Source organism: Wolbachia endosymbiont (group A) of Cydia amplana (assembly GCF_964028495.1).
Classification (GTDB): domain Bacteria; phylum Pseudomonadota; class Alphaproteobacteria; order Rickettsiales; family Anaplasmataceae; genus Wolbachia; species Wolbachia pipientis.
On sequence record NZ_OZ034792.1, the window covers coordinates 832262 to 849990 of the forward strand.

A 17729-nucleotide genomic window follows, 5' to 3' on the forward strand; every position below is an offset into this window, starting at 1 on the left:
TCAAGTATATTGTTAATAACTGTTAATAAAGGCCAACAAAATGCTTGACGTTAGAGTAGCTTTTATGGCTTTGTATAGCGAGGAAGTAACTCTATGAAAAATCATCAACGTTTACAAACTTTACGTTCAATTGCATTTATTGTGGGAATATTCCTATTGCTATTTAGCTTAGCAATGCTTATTCCTGCTATTACCAATAAGTATCTCAGCTACGAATGGAAAAATTTTTTCGCTGGATTCATAATTACCTGCACATCTGGCGCAATTTTTATTTTACTCGGTAAATTAAGTAGATTGCATGGAATGCCAGCAATTTTTGCGATTACTAGTTGCACCTGGATTGCCTTGTCTCTGTTTGCAGCTATTCCTTTCTATTTTGATAATCTGAGCTATGTTGATGCATTGTTTGAAACGATATCTGGCATCACAACCACAGGGGCAACTATATTTAATGATATTGAAAAACAATCTCCAGGAATACTGCTGTGGAGAGCAATGCTACACGGCATGGGGGGTTTTGGTGTAATCACTTTAGGAATTGCAGTTTTTCCTATGTTTAAGGTTCTCAGCCTAAATAATTTACTTTATTCTGAATATTCAGATGCTACCAAAAGGAAGTTGCCGAACACGCGAAGCGTAGTGATTCATGTTACGGCAATATATTATGGCTTAATTTTGTTATGCATATTTTCCTATTATCTAGCTGGTATGCCACTATTTGATGCAATATGTCACGGAATGTCTGCTGTATCAACTGGTGGATTTGCTAACTATAATGATTCTATAGGGCACTATAATAATCCCATACTAGAAGCCATAACGATCGTTTTTATGATTTTGGGTTCTCTGCCTTTTCTTAGCTATTTAAAAATTATAAGACGGTTAGACATTTGCTATGATGAACAGGTCTCTTACTTTGTTAAGATAGCTACTATCTCATCTTTATTTGCTTGTTTTTGGTTGTATAAAAATGTTGATTTAGGAGTGTCATTATCATTTAGATGCAGCACATTTACCATCACTTCCTTGATTACGTCAACTGGTTATGCAATCTGTAATCATATAGATTGGAGTTTCATTTCAGTCTTAGCTTTTTTTCTAACCTTTGTTGGTGGATGTAGCGGTTCTTCAAGTGGTGGTGTCAAAATCTTCCGCTTGATTGTTCTTTTAAGGTCTATAAGAAATTACTTTTACCTTTTATTAAACCCTGATGCAGACAATGGAGTAAAATTCAATGGAAAAATTCTGGAGAATGATGAAGTTCACTCTGTCTTTATATTTTTTGCAATTTTCATGTTAACGTTTACCATTTCATCAATAGTGATGTCTTACTTAAGCAATGCAGACTTTATAACTAGCATCAGTTCAGTCTCTGCAACGCTTACAAACTCTGGCCCGGGATTTAGTAATTTAATAGGTCCTTCGGGTAATTATTCCTCTTTCAGTAATGAAGTAAAATTATTTCTATCGTTTTTAATGCTGCTTGGCAGACTTGAAATATTGCCAATCTATTTTTGTATAGGTAATTTATTCTTATTTAATAGAGAGAAATAGTTGGTGAAACTTGATATTATAGCTAAACTGACTTACGACAATTTGAAAAACCGTCATTCCGCTACTCGTTAGCGATATCTATACCGCGAATAAATCCACAGATGTACGAACATTGTGATTTGGGCACACCAGGAAGAATGTCATCCAAGTAGCCCCTTTCTCGTCATCCCGCTACTTGTTAGCGGGATCTATGCTAAGAGATACCGCGAATGAATCGCGGCATGACGGTTCGCGGCGGTATAGCTATAGATAGTATTAGCTATTTAATAAAAAGATCGTAGCTAAACCAAGAAATATAAAAGCTGAGAGAATATCAGTTGTTGCCGATGTTAGGATTGAAGAAGAAACGGCAGGGTCAGACTTTAAGCGATGAAGCATTATAGGAATGAAAGTTCCGATGAACGTTGCAATAATTGACATCATAATCATGGAGACCACAAAAATCATCTCCACTTTGAAGTTGTGAAACCTTATTGCTAACACTACTAATGAAATAGTAGATAAGATCACCCCGTTTATAAGACCTATTAAAAATTCTTTCATCAGTATTCTTTTTGCATTTTGCTCAGTTAGATATTTTGTTGCGATTGCCCGGATGGTTAGCGTTACTGTTTGGGATCCTGCATTTCCGCTCATTGATGCAATTATCGGCATGATTATTGGCAGCACTATAAAACTTTTTATTACATCATCGAAAAAGCCAACTACTATGGAACACATTGTTGCAGCTAAGAGGTTAAACAGTAACCAAGGTAGCCTTTTAATTATAGTTTTATGTATAGGGGCATTTATATCGGCTTTAGAAGATACACCGCTTATTTTGAGTGCATCCTCTTCTGTTTCTTGTTGAACAACTTTTATCACATCTTCAATTAAGATCACACCAATAATTTTACCATTCTTATTTACTACCGGAGCCGATAATAGAGAGTAATCTTTAAATATTCTTGCTACTTCCTCTTGGTCTACTCCAGTTTTAATGATTTTTATGTCATGATCCATTATCTCTTTTATTATTGTGTCTCCTGAGTGAGATATTACCTTATTTAAATTAACACTGCCTATAGGCTCTAATTTTGAGTTGATAATGAATATCTGGTGAAATTTTTCTGGTATTTTTTTATAGTTGCACACAAATTCTGTCAGTTGATTTATTGTCCAATAATATGGAGCTATAACCATATCTTTATGTATTAACCTTCCTGCACTTTCTTCTGGATATGATAGCAACTCCTCTACCGATTTCTGAGTTTTGCTGGGCAAATAGTAAAGTATATTTTCTACAGACTTTCTATCTAAATCTTTCACTATGGTTACTATATCTTCTACATCAAGGAGCATTAGTAACTTTGCTGTATTTTCTATTCCCAATGTTTCTATGATCTCTATTTGTAAATCTGGCACTACATGCACTAGGGCATCACTTAACAAATGTTGATCGAGGATATTAACTAATTTCTCCCTGTGATCACTGATTGAAGTAGATAAAAAATAAGCTAACTGAACGCTATCTATCGTTTTTACAATACTACAAACATTCTCTAGCTCCTCGTTATCAAGTGACTCTATTAAGTCATCAATAGCCTTTTTGTCTAAACCATAATGAGAACTTATTTTAATATTCATTACTTTACCTTATTTTTTAATAAATATACGCGCTTGATTTCCTTAAACATTAAAGTATAATGAAATTATTTAAATTAACTATCATATGGTTAAATTTCTATTTTGTTTACTGTTATTGTTATTGATAGTAAATATATTAAAATCTAAAGTATAATGAAAACTTATCCAGAAATTCTTGAACACTTTCAAAGCTTAAATAAAAGTATTTCTCTTATCAGGAGGTGTCTTTGACATAGAAAAATTAAAGTTGCGCCTTGAAGAGCTTGACTCCCAAGCGTCGAATGATGACCTATGGCAAGATAACCAAAAAGCACAAGAAGTTTTAAAAGAACGTTCTAAAATTAAGAATGACGTAGAGTCGTTTTTAAAGCTGGAAAGCGATTACAACGATGCCATCAGCTTAATGAAGTCTGCTATTGATGAAAATGATGAAGAATTTTTCTCTGAAGTTGAAAATGAATTAGCTAAGCTAGAGAAATTAATCAAGTATAAAGAAACAGAGTCCTTATTTACTGGTGAAGCAGATAATAATAACTGCTTTTTAGAAATCCACTCAGGAGCTGGCGGAACCGAGAGCAATGATTGGGCTGAAATGCTGATGCGCATGTATATAAGGTGGGCAGAAATTTATCACAACTTTAAAGTTGAAGTTGTAGAAAAATTAGAAGGAGAGTCAGTTGGTATAAAGTCTGCAATGATAAAAATCGTTGGAGAAAAAGCTTATGGGTGGGCAAAAAGTGAAAGTGGAATTCACAGGCTGGTTAGAATATCGCCGTTTGATGCAAATGGTAAACGTCATACCAGTTTTGCAAGTGTAGGAGTAACTCCAGTGATAGAAGATTCAATTGATATTGCTGTGGATGAAAAGGATCTAAAGATCGACACCTACCGAGCTTCTGGAGCAGGCGGTCAGCATGTGAACAAAACTGAAAGTGCGGTACGCATTACGCATATTCCAACTGGTGTTGTAGTTCAATGCCAAAATGGTCGTTCTCAACACAGAAATAAAGATGAGGCATTGAAATTACTTAAAGGACGTTTATACCAAATTGAACTGGAAAAAAAAGAACAGAAAATGGCTGAAGAATATGGTAAAAAATGCGATATAGGCTGGGGTAATCAGATCAGATCGTACGTTATGCATCCATATCAAATGGTGAAGGATTTAAGAACCGGACATGAAGTGGGCAATATAAATTCTGTTTTTGATGGTAATATAGATTGTTTCATAGTTAGTGTGCTTACTAAGCAAAATTAGGTAGGGTTGACTTTCTTGCCATAATATATGATAATTAAAATATTGTTAAAGTAGGAGTAAAGTTATGGCGATTAAATATGATCAGTGGAAAAGTGACCTTACCCAGAAAAAGTGGAGAGAAAGTGTGGAATGTTTTTTACAAAAAGAATGATGCATCAAATTGTTCTGGAATGCAATAGTTAATAGTGACGTTGTTTGTTATAAAAAATTTCTATGTATTCAAATATTGCAGTTCTAGTTTGTTGAGCAGAGTGTTGTGAAGTATCAATAAGTATTTCTCTTTTCAATGAGCTAAAGAAGCTTTCTGCAACAGAATTGTCGTAACAACAGCCTTTATTACTCATCTATATTCTTTACAGCTAAGAGATATTGATACCCTTGCGCAGTATATTGTGAACCTTGGTCACTGTGCAGCAGTAGATTTTTAACAGGTTTACGCCTATTAATGGCCATTAATAAAGAGTTCATAACCAATTGTTTATTTATTGCACTACTCATTAACTACCATACGTGAGAATTATTGCTGCCAAATATAGCCATCCCTCCTTGGTTTTGATGTAAGTAATCCCATACTTTATTTGGTTGATCAACAATAAAGTTTTGATCTAGTATATTGGGAGCTACAGCTCTATTATCTGTTTGTTGTTTTTTAATTTTAAACTTTCTTCTCAGTATAGCCCTGATGTCATTTTTCTGCATAATACTTTGCACCGTTTTCAAATTGCAACTTTTACCCAAAGCCTTCAATTCAGCATAAATTTTAGGAGCTCCATATCTACATTTAGAAACTTGATATATTTTTTGAATAGCTTCGAGTAGCTCTTTATTTGCTGATTCTCTACTGCTTATTTTTCTTGTGGTCCACTTATAGTAGCCACTAGCAGAAAATCCTATATAATTCCTGTACTTTATAGCAGTTACTATATAAAAAAATATTTTACTCTTTTTGACTGGCCAGGGCTTTTTTTTAAATGTCTCTTTCCCTTGTTACTCTTGCTTTGTAAATCAAACCTCTCTTTGTCGTAAGGAGCCATGTTACCTCTACCTGGAAATGCATCTGCTGCCGACTTTTTTTCGTTGTGTTTCTTTATCCATTTTCCTAATAAACCACCCTTTATTCCTAAATCCTTTGCTATTTTTGTAATTGTTTGACCTGCCTTTCTTTGTTCATTTGCCAGTTTAACAGCTTCCAATTTGAATTCTGCTGTATATTCTCTTACCATTTCTAATCCTCCAAAATTTTATTTTACCCGAAAAAACTCCTTTCTTTCTCTCCACTTTTTCTGGGTAAGGTCAGAAATTTAATGATCCAGGATATACTCCTTTGTTAAGGGAGATTGAGCATTTTCGAATATTTCTTGAGTGCTTCCAGACTCAACAATTCTGCCATTATGAAAGAAAATTACACTATCAGATAACTTTTTAGCTTGCTTCATTGAATGAGTCACCATAATTATAGTAAATCTTAATTTCAGCTCTTGTATAAGATTTTCGATTGCATTGGTTGCCATTGGATCAAGAGCAGAGCACGGTTCATCCATTAATAAAATAGTTGGCTTCACTGCAATTGCGCGAGCGATGCATAGCCTCTGTTGTTGGCCACCGGATAAATTGAGTGCGCTATCTTGCAATCTGTCCTTCAATTCTTCCCATAAACCAACCTTGGTTAAACTATTTTCCACCATCTCATTCAATTTTTGCTTATCCTTCGCCATACCATGCAATTTTGGCCCACAAGCAACATTATCATATATTGATTTTGGAAAAGGATTTGGCTTTTGAAATACCATACCAACTTTTGCTCTAAGTAGTACAACATCCATATCGCGTGAATATATATCACCCAGCCCATCGATATCTAATTCACCAACAGTTTTGCAACCTGGTACATAGTCATTCATACGATTAAAACAACGCAAAAATGTTGATTTACCGCACCCGGATGGTCCGATAAAAGTAGTAACTTTTCTTTTATAAATATTCAAATTTATATCGAATAAAACTTGCTTAGAGCCGTACCAGAGATTTAAATCTTTAACAGAGGCACGTGTATTGCTCATATCACATCCTGCATTGAATAGAGCCCCGGAATTTCTCTTTTATTTTCGTATAGCCATACTGCTGCTTGAACAGCTCCTCTAGCAAATGTTGTGCGATCAATTGCTTTGTGGTTTAGTTCTATCCGTTCATCAGAATTAACAAACATCACGCTGTGATCTCCTATTACTCCACCTCCACGAGATACTGCAAAACCTATTCCCCCCTTTTTCCTTATGTTTGAACCACTATGTAAATATTGATTGGACTGAAAATCCACTTTTGAAGCGTTAGCAATTGTTTTGCCAAGTTCTATAGCTGTTCCAGATGGTGAATCCTTTTTTAAGTTATGATGCATTTCCCAAATCTCAACGTCATATTCATTACCTAAAAGCTCAGCAGCTTTTTTTACCAATTTCAGCAACACATTAACCCCAACACTCATATTTGCTGACCATAATATTGGAACTTCAGCAGCATATTCTTTCAAATCGACACCTTCTATTCCAGTTGTGCCACTAACCAGCGGTGTTTTAAATTTTACAGCTGCTTTAAGGCAGTCTAACATACATTCTTTAGTTGTAAAATCTATTACAACGTCAGATGACTCAAATATGCCACTAATAGAACTTGTAACTTTAATTCCTAGATTGGCTATAATTGGTCCAATATCTGAATCTATGTACTTACTACCTGAACAGGCAACAGCACCTGCTATTTCCACTTTGGTATTTGTAATTAATTCATTGAGTATTTTTTTGCCCATTCTGCCTAAGCAGCCTATTACTCCAACTCTGATTTTCATAAAGCTTTTTACGTTTATTAAGAATGTTAGGCCTTTTTTTAAGCTCTGTCACTTCTGATCTATATTCTATAGCTGTACGAACACTGCAATTTCAGATCCCAGTGCCTTGACCACAACTATTGCAATATGGTACATAGTGAACGATGTCATTCCAGTCTGGAATCTAGCCTTTCTGCAATCTCATCGAAAACGTTGTAACCACTTTCTATGCTAGTTTGCTTGCTTACAAGCAAACTTTTCTGGATCCCAGTGTCTGGGCACTGGGATGACAGGAGAAGGCACTGGGATGACAAGAATAGGGCACTGGGATCTAGTGGGCTCAAACTACAATGTTTGTACAGCTGTGATCTATATTCTATAGCTGAATAATTTAACAATTCAAAATGAATACATATCCTATTGAGCTCTATATTACATACCAGGTTGCTCTGCCTTTTCCATGCTGAGTAATGTGATTACTCTTTACGAGATTAGATACGTGCTTCTTTAAGGTATTGCAGTTTGCTTTAGTAATATTTTCCAAATCCTTAATTGTAAGACGTCCATGTTTGCTGAGTAGTGCTAGTATTTCAGCAGAAAGTGGTGGTAAATAGAGATTTAACACTTTTTCATGTGACACCTTTTGTTCAAGATAAAATTTTTGCTTTTGTAGTGACCTTAAAAAGAACATAAGCCATGGATTAAAATCATTGCTGCTCGTCTTCAAGGATTGTTGAGTACGACGCAAAGCTAAGTAGTAACTCTCCTTATTACTTTCAAGGGAACTGTAAGGTACATAGATATACCCTAACTTTAGTAACAAGAAAGTTGTGAGAATGCGTGATAATCTGCCATTTCCATCCTGGAAGGGATGAATAGCTAAAAAAGTAACTATAAAAATGCCAATAATTAATAGAGGGTGTAACGATTTCACCTCTAATTGCTGGCTAGTCCAATAAATAAGTTCTTGCATTTGTGTTGCTGTCTCAAATGGAGAGGCTGTTTCAAAAACTATGCCCAAGCTTTTTCCAGATTCATCAAACGCTTCAACATGATTGGGGAATTTTTTATATTCTCCCATGTGCCTTTGATCTTTATATGAAAATTGTAAAAGCCAGATGTGAAACTGTTTTATAGTGTTTTCTGTAAATGGCATCTTGTTAAAGTTTTGAAATACTTCTTCACACACATACGCATATCCGGCTATTTCTCGTTCATCTAGAGAACGAAATGAGCGTGTATCAAGTTTGGATAGTAATTGCTCAACTTCACGGTCTGATAATCTTGCCCCTTCAATACGAGTAGAAGAACCAATACTTTCAATTGTTGCAATTTTCTTGAGCATTTGTAAACGTTCTGGAGCTAAATTACCAAACAATTGCCATGCTCCTTTAAATTCATCAATTTCAGCAACTAATTTTAACATTTCAGGTGTTATTACAATTTTTGAAATGTCAAACATATCTGTATTTTTATCTAGTTATATTCAATTATATTCGAAAATATCCTATTAGCAAAGAATACTTGTGAGACACACACTAAAGAATGAATTTTGGTAGGCATAAAAGCAGCTATTTTATGTTAAAATACAACATTTTGATGAAATTATAAGAAAGGCTGGATCCGAGTAGTCAGCTACCCGTCAGTGCATGTTGAAAAATCATTTTATGATCTAAATCAGTTTTTTTACAGGTAACTTCTAAGCTTATCAATTTTTCCAAGATCTTCTTAAGTTCTGAAAGTTGCAAACTTTTCAAATGAGATTTAAAACTCTGCAATTGTTTAAAAAACAATGGAGGGCTTAGCTGATCAATCGCAGCCTGCTCACTCATTCCACCTTGCACTGACAGCAAAACGTTTTCAAGGCGTAGGAAATAATTTGATATAATGCGAATTAGCGCTATCGGTGAAAAATTTTCTTGCGATACCAATGCATCAGAAATTCTAATGAAGCGCAACATATCTTTACTTGCTATGGCAGAACATAAATCATCAAGTGTAGCATAGTCGTTGCCGGAAGTTGAAAAGCATAATTCTATATCAGTAAGTTTTAGGTCTTTTCTCTCCCCTAAGTATAAAACTAACTTCTCAAGTTCTGAACATATAGGCAGCTTGCTATGATTAAAGTAAGATTGCAAATGGTAGATTATCTCATTTGTGCATTTTATATCATTTTGTTTTAAGTAACTTGATATAATGTCATAAAGATTGCTGTTGCTGTCCTTATAGCAAGCAATCACACCAAAAATTTTTGAACTCTCCATATAACTTTTAGTCGCAGAATTATATGGAAGATCACTTGCTACCATCATTACATAGTGACCACTTGCGTTATAATCCAATACGTTTTTTAACTCTTTGGATATACCTCCACTCACATTTATCAGCTTAATTAATTTTTTGCTGGTAAACATCGAAACGTTTGCCAATTCAGAAAACAGTAAACTGGGTGACTTATTCACTATTGCAAAATCCATCACCTGAACTGAATACTCACCCAAATTAGCAATTATTTCTTGTACATAAAAATCAACCCTACTGTTATCACTTCCATGAATTAACACACCACGTAAAGCATCAGGTTTCTCTAGGAATTTTTTAACTTTGGATGGTGTGACCCTCATGCTATCTATATGATATCATTCTCATTTGACTGTACATGAGTATCCAAAGACTCTGAGTCTCCTTGTGCAATATTATGCACATCACCTGCTACATCATCTGACTCTTCTGTTTTTCCTGTAATATAATTATAAAATTTTTTCACAGGTTGAGATATATATTTGGAAAAAAATCCTTCTTCGCTCATATTGCTTACTCCACAAAATTAACAACTTATCATTAGCATATAAATAATAGTATAGCAAAAACTATTTTGTGCTAAGATAGTGATGTTTTATAATGAGTATATTACAAAATTATTAACATTCGAGATCAAAATTAAGCCAACCTGCTTAATACTAGCCTTATAAAATAAGCGATAATTAAATATACCGCTGCAACAAGTATAATTGCAGGTCCAGTTAACAAATCAAAACTTGCAGATAACATGAGACCTGATATCCCAGAGATCACAGAAAAAACTGTTGCAACAATAATCATCTGCATTGGAGTTTTCGAAATGAGCCTTGCAGATGCTGCTGGTATTAGCAAAAATGCAGCAATGAGTAATATTCCTATTAGTTGGGCAGCAATTGCTATAAATATAGCAAGAGTGATTAAAAATTCTAGTCTAACAAAGGTAACATTAATTTTTTCAACTACTGCTAAATCTTGATTAATTGAAATCATTAACCAATAACGCCATCTAAATATTAATATCAAAGTAACTACTGCAGAGGTTAAAAAAATCAATACTATATCACTTTGATCGAGCGTTAATATATCACCAAACAGTGAGCTAATAATACTATTATTGCCAGATGGAAGAAAAGACATAAGTATTAAACTCGATGATAAAACTACATTGGTAACAATGTTCAATATCGTATCAGCAGAATATAATCTGTTAAAATTAAGAGAAAGTAGTATAGCAAATGTAATTGCAATGAGCATTATGCTAAGCGATGGGCTAATCTTAAAGATTAAAGCAAGTGCAACACCAAGCAACGAAGAATGGGACAAACTATCACCAAGATAAGATAACCTTTGCCATATCATAAACGATCCTAAAGCGCCTGTTACTAGGCTAATTACAACTACTGCAACTAGACTATTGATGAAAAAGTCCTGGGTAAGCATGCTATATGGCTATTAGATAACTGACAACAAATCTATCTTCGGATATTAAAACGTTATGGGTTCTGCATGCAGAACCTGTTGTCATAAATTCAAAATTTAAACCTTTTTGTTCCATAAGATAGGACTTCACTGAAGAACTTAGTATATTGCGTGTTTTACCAGTACCTATTATCAAAATTTCTATTTCCTCTGTTAAAAAAGATTTAAAATGTTCCTTGCTATTTATATCACTTTCTTTCAATTTAATCACCTTTTCAGGAAAAATTATAATTGAGCCGCAATATTCTCTATTATTCACCAAAAATTTTCCTTCCCTGTAACCATTTATAAGATTTTTATTCTCGGAAATTAAGGGCATAAGTCAAACTATTAATTGAGTGTCACATACCCACCATTCTGGTTGCTTTTTTCCGATATTAACTGCAGCAGCTTTTGCATTTTCCTCACTATCGAATATTCCAAAACATGATACACCACTGCCTGACATGCGAGAAAGTATAGAGCCTTCTTGTGACTCAAGTGTTGATATCACATCCTTAATTTCAGGTACAAAGCTTATTGCTATTTCTTGAAGATCGTTTCTCGTCTCTTTAAGAAGCTTCAACAAATCCTTTTCAGCGTCATCGCTCCATTTAATTGGCTCAGAAAATTTTCCTTCATGTTTGGAAAATACCTCTGGTGTACTCAAAAACCTTTTTTTCGGTTTCACAAGCACCACATTTGTAGGTAAAGAGAATTTTTTAATGTGGCATAATTCTTCGCCAATACCTCTAACAAAAACTGGCTTGCTATCTACGCTTGCGGGAACATCAGCACCAACGTTTAAGGCTATTTCATTTAAAATCGTCCTATCAATCTCCCACAGCTTCCCTAGCGTACGTACCACAGCTCCAGCATCTGAGGATCCGCTACCAAGTCCTGCAGCAATTGGTATGTTTTTTACAACCTTTACAGTGACTTTAGTGCGTACAGGAGCATGCCTAAGCAGCAGATTAACCGCTTTCATTATAGTGTTATACTGGTTATTTATTCTAGACTCGGAGTTTATAAATTCAACTGTAGAGTTATCGTATCTAGAATCCTTCTCACCTACTTTTATTTCCAAAAAATTAGAGAGATTAGCAAAGACAAATAAACCTTCAATCAAGTGATACCCTGTTTCTTTTTTGTCTACAACATGCAAAAAAAGATTGATTTTTGCAGGCGCCTTTACACAAAAACTTTTCATTATATATCTTCACTAACACTATTTTTACATTATATGTATAATGCTATTCTAGTCAACTTTTATAAGGTTCTCGCACTTCTGATGAGATCAAATGCCATAAATCCTAATTTCTCTGTGTGGGTAAATGCGTCCGCTGGTACAGGCAAAACAAAAATCTTAATAGACAGAGTATTGAGACTTTTATTAGAAAACAAAAGAAATATTCTTTGCTTAACATTCACCAATGCTGCAGCAAACGAGATGGAGAATCGCATTCACAGCATACTCAGTAAGTGGGCAATATGTTCAGATAGTGAATTAATAATGGATCTGGAACAACTAGATTTCTTTCCGATGTACCCCTACTTGTCATCCCAGTGCGTGACACTGGGATCCAGAAAAAATAAAGATTATTTAACAAGAGCAAGAAGGCTTTTCTCTGAACTGGAAAATCTTGGTCTAACTATACAAACCATACACGCTTTCTGTTACAAATTAATTTCCAGCTTTCCCATAGAAGCTGGCATTGCTCCAAATTGCACGCTGAGTGAATGTAAAGAATTACATTCCATCATATTCAATAAAGTGCTTCATAACGAAACTGTGCAGGATGATATCAACCTTATTGCAACTGAAATTGATGAAAATAAACTACGCGATTTGCTTTATACTTTATGTGTAAAAAGATCGATGTCAGCAAATGATTCGAAATATATCAAAGATAAATTGAGCGCCCCAGATGGAATTCATGACTTACAGAGTGAAACAATTGAGCACGTGGGAAGACTAGCCGAGATATTAAGTGAAGGCAGTAAAAGAGATCAGAGTTATAGTGAAATACTTTATTCTACTGTCATCCCAGCTGGGATCCAGAAAAAAAGAACCAGTGTCAGCTACTCGGATGACACCGGAATAAAGTGGAATGACACCAAAATAGAAAACCTAGCCAAGGTATTTCTAAAATCAGAATCGCACGAAAAAAAGAGCATATCATCCATTGCAACAAAAAGTATTTTGGAGAAATTCAAAGATGCAGAGCAAATAATAGAGAGCGTTCAGAATGTAGTATTTACCCATATAAGAGACATGAACTCTTATCAAATATTCAAGAGAACCAGTAGCTTACTTGGTATATTTAAAGTATATGTTGATCTATACAGTAGCGAAAAATCAAAAAATGCACTGCTTGACTACAATGATATAATTGGCTTAGCAACAAATCTTCTCAGCAATCCAAACTATAAAGATTGGATATTGTTTAACTTGGATCAAAAAATAGATCACATCCTTGTTGATGAGGCACAAGACAATAGCATCAGCCAGTGGAAAATTATAACAAATCTCTGCGATGAATTTTTTGCCGGTAATGATGAAAAGCGAACCTTATTTGTAGTTGGTGACGTAAAACAATCAATATACAGATTTCAAGGAGCAAATCCCCATCTATTCAACTATATGCAACAATACTTTCATACGAAAACTGGTGGTAGAGATTGGATATCATGCCAACTTGAAAAGTCATTTCGCTCAACTCCAGAAGTTTTGATGCTTGTAGATAGAATATTTAATAACTTCCGCGCAGAAATATCTTTTAATGATAATGAAATAAAACATGTTCCACATAGAGAAAATGACCAAGGATATATTGAAATTTGGCCAGCGTTACCAAGGCGCAAAGAGAAAGAACAGCGAGCTTTACAAATTCCTCTGACATGCAAGGAAGGTTATACAATAGCAGATCGATTACTTGCTCAAACAATAGCTAACAGAATTCACAATTGGTTAAACGAAGGGCGGATTTTAGTCGCTAAAGATCGCCATATAGAGCCAAGAGACATTATGATTTTGGTGCGACAACGAAACGTGTTAGTTGATTACATAATAAGCGAACTTAAAAAAGCAAATGTGCCAGTTGTAGGCCGGGATTATTTTAGAATTATGGACTATATAGCCGTGCAGGACTTAATAGCTTTGGCCGAATTTTTACTCCTCCAGGCAAATGATTTAGCTCTTGCAAATGCTTTAAAATCACCGCTATTTAATTTCACCGAGGATGATTTATTTAACATTGCATACGACCGTAAAGAGCATTCACTATGGGAAAGAATTCAGGATTATTCTGTGGTTATCTATAGTGAATTAAACTATCTCATTAACTTATCTCGCATAGAGTCTCCTCTTGCACTATTTACACATATATTGCGCACAGGTAAGAAGAAATTTGCTGCAAGGCTAGGTCTTGAGTGCTTTGAGGTTCTAGACGAATTTATGAACCTTGTGTTGCAATTTGAAAACCCATCTCTTCAAGCGTTTGTTCAATGGATCAAGGAGAATAATCCGGAGATTAAGAATGATATGCAATCAGAACGCAATGCTGTGCGAATAATGACGATTCACAAATCAAAAGGTCTGCAAGCTCCCATAGTATTTTTGGTTGATACAAATACGGTGCCAAGAAGCAATGAAAGTATCATCTTTGATGGAATGGAAGTGCCATTTTGGTGTGGAAAAAACAACAATGCTTATTGTGATCAAGTAAAAAGAGAGAAAAAACTAGAGGATTATAATGAATATTTGCGTTTATTATACGTAGCACTCACGCGTGCTGAAGATGAGTTATACATCTTAAGCAAAGAGCCAGTGCAAAAGGGCTCTTGGTATGATTTAATCACTCAGTATGGAACATCATATGAAAAGAAACAAGCATGCTTACAGCCAATATTTAAAGAAAAAGTTGAAGTGCTATGTGTGAACGCAAACTACCCTTACATTTATAAAAAACGTGATTACTTTGACGTTCCGGTCATTTCTCTTCCGCCAAACCTATCAATGTCATTCCAGCACGTAACGCTGGAACCTAGAGAAAAAAAGCCAGTGTCTAGCTACTTGAATGACAAAAAAAAGAGCACTGGGATGACAGATGGTTATGCAAGAGGCCTAATAATTCACAGCATATTGCAGTATATGCCCAAGATAGAAAAAGAAAGGAGAAAAAATTGGGTCAGAAAATACCTTGATAACATCAACACCAGTGAAGATAAGGATGAAATTTACAGTAAAATATTGGCCTTTAATGAAAAATATGGCTATTTGTTTGACTTAGGAGGCAAATCAGAGATTACACTGAGTGGAATAATCGATGGCGAACCAGTATTAGTACGACTAGATAGGCTATGCATAACGCAAGATAAAGCAATCATAATTGACTACAAGTCACACCGTAACGTTTCTGTTTCCTTATTAAATGAAATAAAAAAACAGATGTTAATCTATAAAACCTTAGTACAAGAAATATATCCAAACAAGCAAGTAGAGTGCGTGGTTATTTGGGTGGAAGATTTAACCATTCAATCTGACTTTTAACGAAACTTGATTGCAAGAAATAGCTACTACGTCATACCACCGCGAACCGTCATACCGCGATTCATTCCACAACTGTACGAACATTGCGATTTGGGCCTACCAGAAGGGTGTCATGAAAGTAGCTGACACTGGTTCCTTTATGACGGTATCATCCCAGTGCCCTGACTACTTGGATCCAGGAAACTTAATTGCAAGTAATGCATTGGGTTTGGTGAGTATGGGTTTTGCGTTATAGAATGAAGCACTTTTGGTGAATTTGTAAAGAAAACTGGATTCCAGTGTCAAGCACTGGAATGACAAGTTCTCGGCAACCCCTACGTCATCCCGTCACGGTATCTCTTAGCCGCTAACACGTAGCGGAATGACGATTGTCGGTAAATCTAAGTTACTGTAGCTATAAAGGCTTTCACAACAACCTATTTTCCTTGAAACTAAAATAGCTACTGAATGTAATAATAATGTGGTCTATTAATTCTATTCCTATACTTTGGCAAGCTTCTGCTAGTTGTCTAGTGAGAGATATATCGCTATTTGAAGGTTGTGTATCTCCGCTTGGATGATTGTGAGATATTACAATGGATGTTGAACCAATCAAAAGTGCGCGCTTGATGATCTCTCTGACATAAAGAGGAGTTTGATCTACTGTACCAATATTTTGCAGGTCTTCCGCTATTAGACGATACTTTTTATTCATATAGATGACACGAAAATTTTCCTTATTGAGGCTTCCTATACTTATTCTTAAATAATCAAGCAATTTTTCCCAGTTATCGATTACAGGCAGGTTTTTTATTTCTTCTCTTGCAGAACGAACAAAGGCTTGTTTTACACAAAAGATGGCAGATATAGCTGCATTGCTGACATCATCAACGTTTTGCAGCGCTTCCAGGTCAGCATTAAAAACTTTATTCAAACTGCCAAAATTTTCTATCAAACTCTTTGCTATCGGCTTTACATCAATTCTACTGTATGCTGAATATAAAATGTGCTCTAAAACCTCATAATCAAGTAATGATTGTCCATTATCTAAAATAATTTTCTCCCTTAGGCGCTTTCTATGCCCCTTTTTGTAATTTTTCATCATCAATGAATTGCTTATCTCTTGTATAATAAGAAATTAGATTTTTAAGTAAAATATTTAATAAAGCGCATGACGCACAATTGTAAGAACATTCATTTTTAAAGACAGCAAATGGTGTCATGAAAGTAGCTGAGACACTGTCCTCCTTTGTCATACGAGTAGCTGACACTGGTTCCTTTACGACGGCAGTGCCCAGAGGTGTCATCCCAGTGCATGCACATAGTGCAAAAAATTAAAAATAAGACGCCAATACGTAATACTGTTGTCGTTTAATCTGCACAGATTGAAGATAAATGAATACCTTCAGTATCATGATAAAGGGGCTGGCGAAGGGTGTCAAGTAGTTTTTAGCTCTGCCTTCTAAGGCTTTTACTCGTGACAACCACTGTGCCTGCGATCTTATCGTGCCAAGTTTGACAGCGTTTGTTGAAATTTGACCATAAAAAGCCCAAGAACAATGGTGCAACTGACAATATAAAGGAAAAAAATCTCTTTGTTGCTTGTTTTAGGGTCATCTTTTCGAAAGTTTGTGCATCCACAACTCTAAGCCCAAATAATAGTTTTCCAGGTGTAGTAGCAAACTTTGCCCACATATATATTACATAGCAAAAGAGCATAATAAACTGGACTATTTGATTTAGGATTAGTAATTTTATAAGTCTACTCTGCGTTGTCTTTTCTTCCGCAGACAGTGGTGCTTGCATTGGGGATTTTGCAGCAATTTGACTTAATATTTTGCTATCCTCTGAGTTCATAAAGAGCTGATTTAAGGCTTGGCTGCAAAACTGCAAGAACAAAACGATAATAATCAAATCAAGCAATACTGATATATAGCGCCTGAGGCCCGTTACATAACATATCCCATTTTCATCTTTCTTTACCTTTTGAATAACATTTATAGAAGAAAAAATAGAAAATAAACGATTAAAAAATTTATGTAACATATATATACTTTCCAATATTTAACGTGCCCCTGGCCGGACTTGAACCAGCATGCTTTTGCAAGCAACAGATTTTGAGTCTGCCGTGTCTACCATTCCACCACAGGGGCATTAAGTTTTAATGCTATAGGCAACAC

The 17729-nt window shown here is 35.1% G+C and carries 21 protein-coding genes and 1 tRNA gene; 4 read left to right on the top strand and 18 right to left on the bottom strand.

What is annotated here, in order from left to right; all coding sequences use genetic code 11:
* Positions 1 to 93: 93 nt before the first annotated feature.
* Entirely contained in the window at positions 94 to 1554 is a 1461-nt protein-coding gene (locus tag ABWU40_RS04040; RefSeq protein WP_015589085.1) for a TrkH family potassium uptake protein, read from the top strand.
* 255 nt (positions 1555 to 1809) lie between these two features.
* On the opposite strand, the gene mgtE is transcribed toward ABWU40_RS04040, so the two are convergent.
* Positions 1810 to 3180, bottom strand: a complete 1371-nt coding sequence (gene mgtE, locus ABWU40_RS04045) for a magnesium transporter (protein WP_141456983.1) — start codon at positions 3178 to 3180, stop codon at positions 1810 to 1812.
* Between the two features lie 153 nt (positions 3181 to 3333).
* Here mgtE and prfB point away from each other — a divergent pair.
* Positions 3334 to 4438, top strand: a protein-coding gene (gene prfB, locus ABWU40_RS04050; RefSeq protein ID WP_141456981.1) for a peptide chain release factor 2 whose coding sequence is annotated in 2 segments (ribosomal slippage) — positions 3334 to 3408 and positions 3410 to 4438 — 1104 coding nt in all. Because the reading frame shifts where the segments join, the coding sequence is not laid out codon by codon here.
* 179 nt (positions 4439 to 4617) lie between these two features.
* Here the strand turns inward: prfB and ABWU40_RS04055 are convergent.
* From ABWU40_RS04055 to ABWU40_RS04115, 13 genes are all read right to left on the bottom strand, one after another.
* Positions 4618 to 4782: an IS3 family transposase gene (locus ABWU40_RS04055; RefSeq protein ID WP_010082072.1), complete on the bottom strand. Its 165-nt coding sequence runs from the start codon at positions 4780 to 4782 to the stop codon at positions 4618 to 4620.
* Positions 4775 to 4936: a DDE-type integrase/transposase/recombinase gene (locus tag ABWU40_RS06330; RefSeq protein ID WP_010082071.1), complete on the bottom strand. Its 162-nt coding sequence runs from the start codon at positions 4934 to 4936 to the stop codon at positions 4775 to 4777. The genes ABWU40_RS04055 and ABWU40_RS06330 overlap by 8 nt, the downstream gene beginning before the upstream one ends.
* Before the next feature lie 3 nt (positions 4937 to 4939).
* The gene (locus ABWU40_RS06335) at positions 4940 to 5374 is read right to left on the bottom strand and encodes an IS3 family transposase (protein ID WP_320157096.1); all 435 of its coding nucleotides are present in this window, start codon (positions 5372 to 5374) and stop codon (positions 4940 to 4942) included.
* Positions 5359 to 5661 carry a transposase gene (locus tag ABWU40_RS04070; RefSeq protein ID WP_081818090.1) on the bottom strand — a complete coding sequence of 101 codons (303 nt, stop codon included), beginning with the start codon at positions 5659 to 5661 and terminating at the stop codon, positions 5359 to 5361. Before ABWU40_RS04070 ends, ABWU40_RS06335 begins: the two co-directional genes overlap by 16 nt.
* 78 nt (positions 5662 to 5739) lie before the next feature.
* Entirely contained in the window at positions 5740 to 6498 is a 759-nt protein-coding gene (gene pstB, locus ABWU40_RS04075) for a phosphate ABC transporter ATP-binding protein PstB (protein ID WP_006280935.1), read from the bottom strand.
* Positions 6495 to 7280, bottom strand: coding sequence for a 4-hydroxy-tetrahydrodipicolinate reductase (gene dapB, locus ABWU40_RS04080; RefSeq protein WP_353279132.1), 786 nt, complete (start codon positions 7278 to 7280; stop codon positions 6495 to 6497). Before dapB ends, pstB begins: the two co-directional genes overlap by 4 nt.
* A gap of 146 nt (positions 7281 to 7426) precedes the next feature.
* The gene (locus ABWU40_RS04085) at positions 7427 to 7603 is read right to left on the bottom strand and encodes a hypothetical protein (RefSeq protein WP_153801318.1); all 177 of its coding nucleotides are present in this window, start codon (positions 7601 to 7603) and stop codon (positions 7427 to 7429) included.
* A gap of 83 nt (positions 7604 to 7686) precedes the next feature.
* On the bottom strand, positions 7687 to 8721 hold the full coding sequence (locus tag ABWU40_RS04090) for a Fic family protein (protein WP_015589087.1): 1035 nt from the start codon (positions 8719 to 8721) through the stop codon (positions 7687 to 7689).
* 169 nt (positions 8722 to 8890) lie between these two features.
* The gene (gene holA, locus ABWU40_RS04095; protein WP_015589088.1) at positions 8891 to 9883 is read right to left on the bottom strand and encodes a DNA polymerase III subunit delta; all 993 of its coding nucleotides are present in this window, start codon (positions 9881 to 9883) and stop codon (positions 8891 to 8893) included.
* Positions 9884 to 9888: 5 nt separating this feature from the next.
* Positions 9889 to 10068: a hypothetical protein gene (locus ABWU40_RS04100; RefSeq protein WP_010082539.1), complete on the bottom strand. Its 180-nt coding sequence runs from the start codon at positions 10066 to 10068 to the stop codon at positions 9889 to 9891.
* Between the two features lie 131 nt (positions 10069 to 10199).
* The gene (locus tag ABWU40_RS04105) at positions 10200 to 11000 is read right to left on the bottom strand and encodes a metal ABC transporter permease (RefSeq protein ID WP_010962536.1); all 801 of its coding nucleotides are present in this window, start codon (positions 10998 to 11000) and stop codon (positions 10200 to 10202) included.
* Position 11001: 1 nt separating this feature from the next.
* On the bottom strand, positions 11002 to 11358 hold the full coding sequence (locus ABWU40_RS04110) for an Mth938-like domain-containing protein (protein ID WP_015589089.1): 357 nt from the start codon (positions 11356 to 11358) through the stop codon (positions 11002 to 11004).
* Positions 11359 to 11361: 3 nt separating this feature from the next.
* Entirely contained in the window at positions 11362 to 12228 is an 867-nt protein-coding gene (locus ABWU40_RS04115; protein ID WP_353279133.1) for a 4-(cytidine 5'-diphospho)-2-C-methyl-D-erythritol kinase, read from the bottom strand.
* 81 nt (positions 12229 to 12309) lie between these two features.
* Here ABWU40_RS04115 and ABWU40_RS04120 point away from each other — a divergent pair, with 81 nt between their 5' ends.
* Together ABWU40_RS04120 and ABWU40_RS04125 are read left to right on the top strand one after the other, a co-directional pair.
* Complete coding sequence (locus ABWU40_RS04120; protein ID WP_141456955.1) at positions 12310 to 15570, top strand: UvrD-helicase domain-containing protein; 3261 nt, start codon at positions 12310 to 12312, stop codon at positions 15568 to 15570.
* A gap of 112 nt (positions 15571 to 15682) precedes the next feature.
* Entirely contained in the window at positions 15683 to 15805 is a 123-nt protein-coding gene (locus ABWU40_RS04125) for a hypothetical protein (protein ID WP_255324787.1), read from the top strand.
* 171 nt (positions 15806 to 15976) lie between these two features.
* Here ABWU40_RS04125 and radC read toward each other — a convergent pair whose 3' ends face one another.
* The 4 genes from radC to ABWU40_RS04150 form a co-directional block, all read right to left on the bottom strand.
* Positions 15977 to 16651: a RadC family protein gene (gene radC, locus ABWU40_RS04135; RefSeq protein ID WP_197907349.1), complete on the bottom strand. Its 675-nt coding sequence runs from the start codon at positions 16649 to 16651 to the stop codon at positions 15977 to 15979.
* On the bottom strand, positions 16626 to 16805 hold the full coding sequence (locus ABWU40_RS04140; RefSeq protein WP_065094818.1) for a hypothetical protein: 180 nt from the start codon (positions 16803 to 16805) through the stop codon (positions 16626 to 16628). Before ABWU40_RS04140 ends, radC begins: the two co-directional genes overlap by 26 nt.
* Before the next feature lie 193 nt (positions 16806 to 16998).
* A complete protein-coding gene (locus ABWU40_RS04145) occupies positions 16999 to 17595 on the bottom strand; it encodes an RDD family protein (RefSeq protein WP_141456957.1) in 597 nt (198 codons plus the stop codon).
* A 24-nt stretch (positions 17596 to 17619) separates the two neighbouring features.
* Positions 17620 to 17702: transfer RNA gene (locus ABWU40_RS04150), tRNA-Leu, on the bottom strand.
* Positions 17703 to 17729 lie beyond the last annotated feature (27 nt).

Bases quoted from the DNA above. Each gene is read 5' to 3' on its own strand.
- ABWU40_RS04040 (WP_015589085.1), top strand. From the start codon at position 94: ATGAAAAATCATCAACGTTTACAAACTTTACGTTCAATTGCATTTATT.
- mgtE (WP_141456983.1), bottom strand. From the start codon at position 3,180: ATGAATATTAAAATAAGTTCTCATTATGGTTTAGACAAAAAGGCTATT.
- ABWU40_RS04055 (WP_010082072.1), bottom strand. From the start codon at position 4,782: ATGAGTAATAAAGGCTGTTGTTACGACAATTCTGTTGCAGAAAGCTTC.
- ABWU40_RS06330 (WP_010082071.1), bottom strand. From the start codon at position 4,936: ATGAGTAGTGCAATAAATAAACAATTGGTTATGAACTCTTTATTAATG.
- ABWU40_RS04070 (WP_081818090.1), bottom strand. From the start codon at position 5,661: ATGGTAAGAGAATATACAGCAGAATTCAAATTGGAAGCTGTTAAACTG.
- pstB (WP_006280935.1), bottom strand. From the start codon at position 6,498: ATGAGCAATACACGTGCCTCTGTTAAAGATTTAAATCTCTGGTACGGC.
- dapB (WP_353279132.1), bottom strand. From the start codon at position 7,280: ATGAAAATCAGAGTTGGAGTAATAGGCTGCTTAGGCAGAATGGGCAAA.
- ABWU40_RS04090 (WP_015589087.1), bottom strand. From the start codon at position 8,721: ATGTTTGACATTTCAAAAATTGTAATAACACCTGAAATGTTAAAATTA.
- holA (WP_015589088.1), bottom strand. From the start codon at position 9,883: ATGAGGGTCACACCATCCAAAGTTAAAAAATTCCTAGAGAAACCTGAT.
- ABWU40_RS04100 (WP_010082539.1), bottom strand. From the start codon at position 10,068: ATGAGCGAAGAAGGATTTTTTTCCAAATATATATCTCAACCTGTGAAA.
- ABWU40_RS04105 (WP_010962536.1), bottom strand. From the start codon at position 11,000: ATGCTTACCCAGGACTTTTTCATCAATAGTCTAGTTGCAGTAGTTGTA.
- ABWU40_RS04110 (WP_015589089.1), bottom strand. From the start codon at position 11,358: ATGCCCTTAATTTCCGAGAATAAAAATCTTATAAATGGTTACAGGGAA.
- ABWU40_RS04115 (WP_353279133.1), bottom strand. From the start codon at position 12,228: ATGAAAAGTTTTTGTGTAAAGGCGCCTGCAAAAATCAATCTTTTTTTG.
- ABWU40_RS04120 (WP_141456955.1), top strand. From the start codon at position 12,310: ATGAGATCAAATGCCATAAATCCTAATTTCTCTGTGTGGGTAAATGCG.
- ABWU40_RS04125 (WP_255324787.1), top strand. From the start codon at position 15,683: ATGAAAGTAGCTGACACTGGTTCCTTTATGACGGTATCATCCCAGTGC.
- radC (WP_197907349.1), bottom strand. From the start codon at position 16,651: ATGAAAAATTACAAAAAGGGGCATAGAAAGCGCCTAAGGGAGAAAATT.
- ABWU40_RS04140 (WP_065094818.1), bottom strand. From the start codon at position 16,805: ATGACAAAGGAGGACAGTGTCTCAGCTACTTTCATGACACCATTTGCT.
- ABWU40_RS04145 (WP_141456957.1), bottom strand. From the start codon at position 17,595: ATGTTACATAAATTTTTTAATCGTTTATTTTCTATTTTTTCTTCTATA.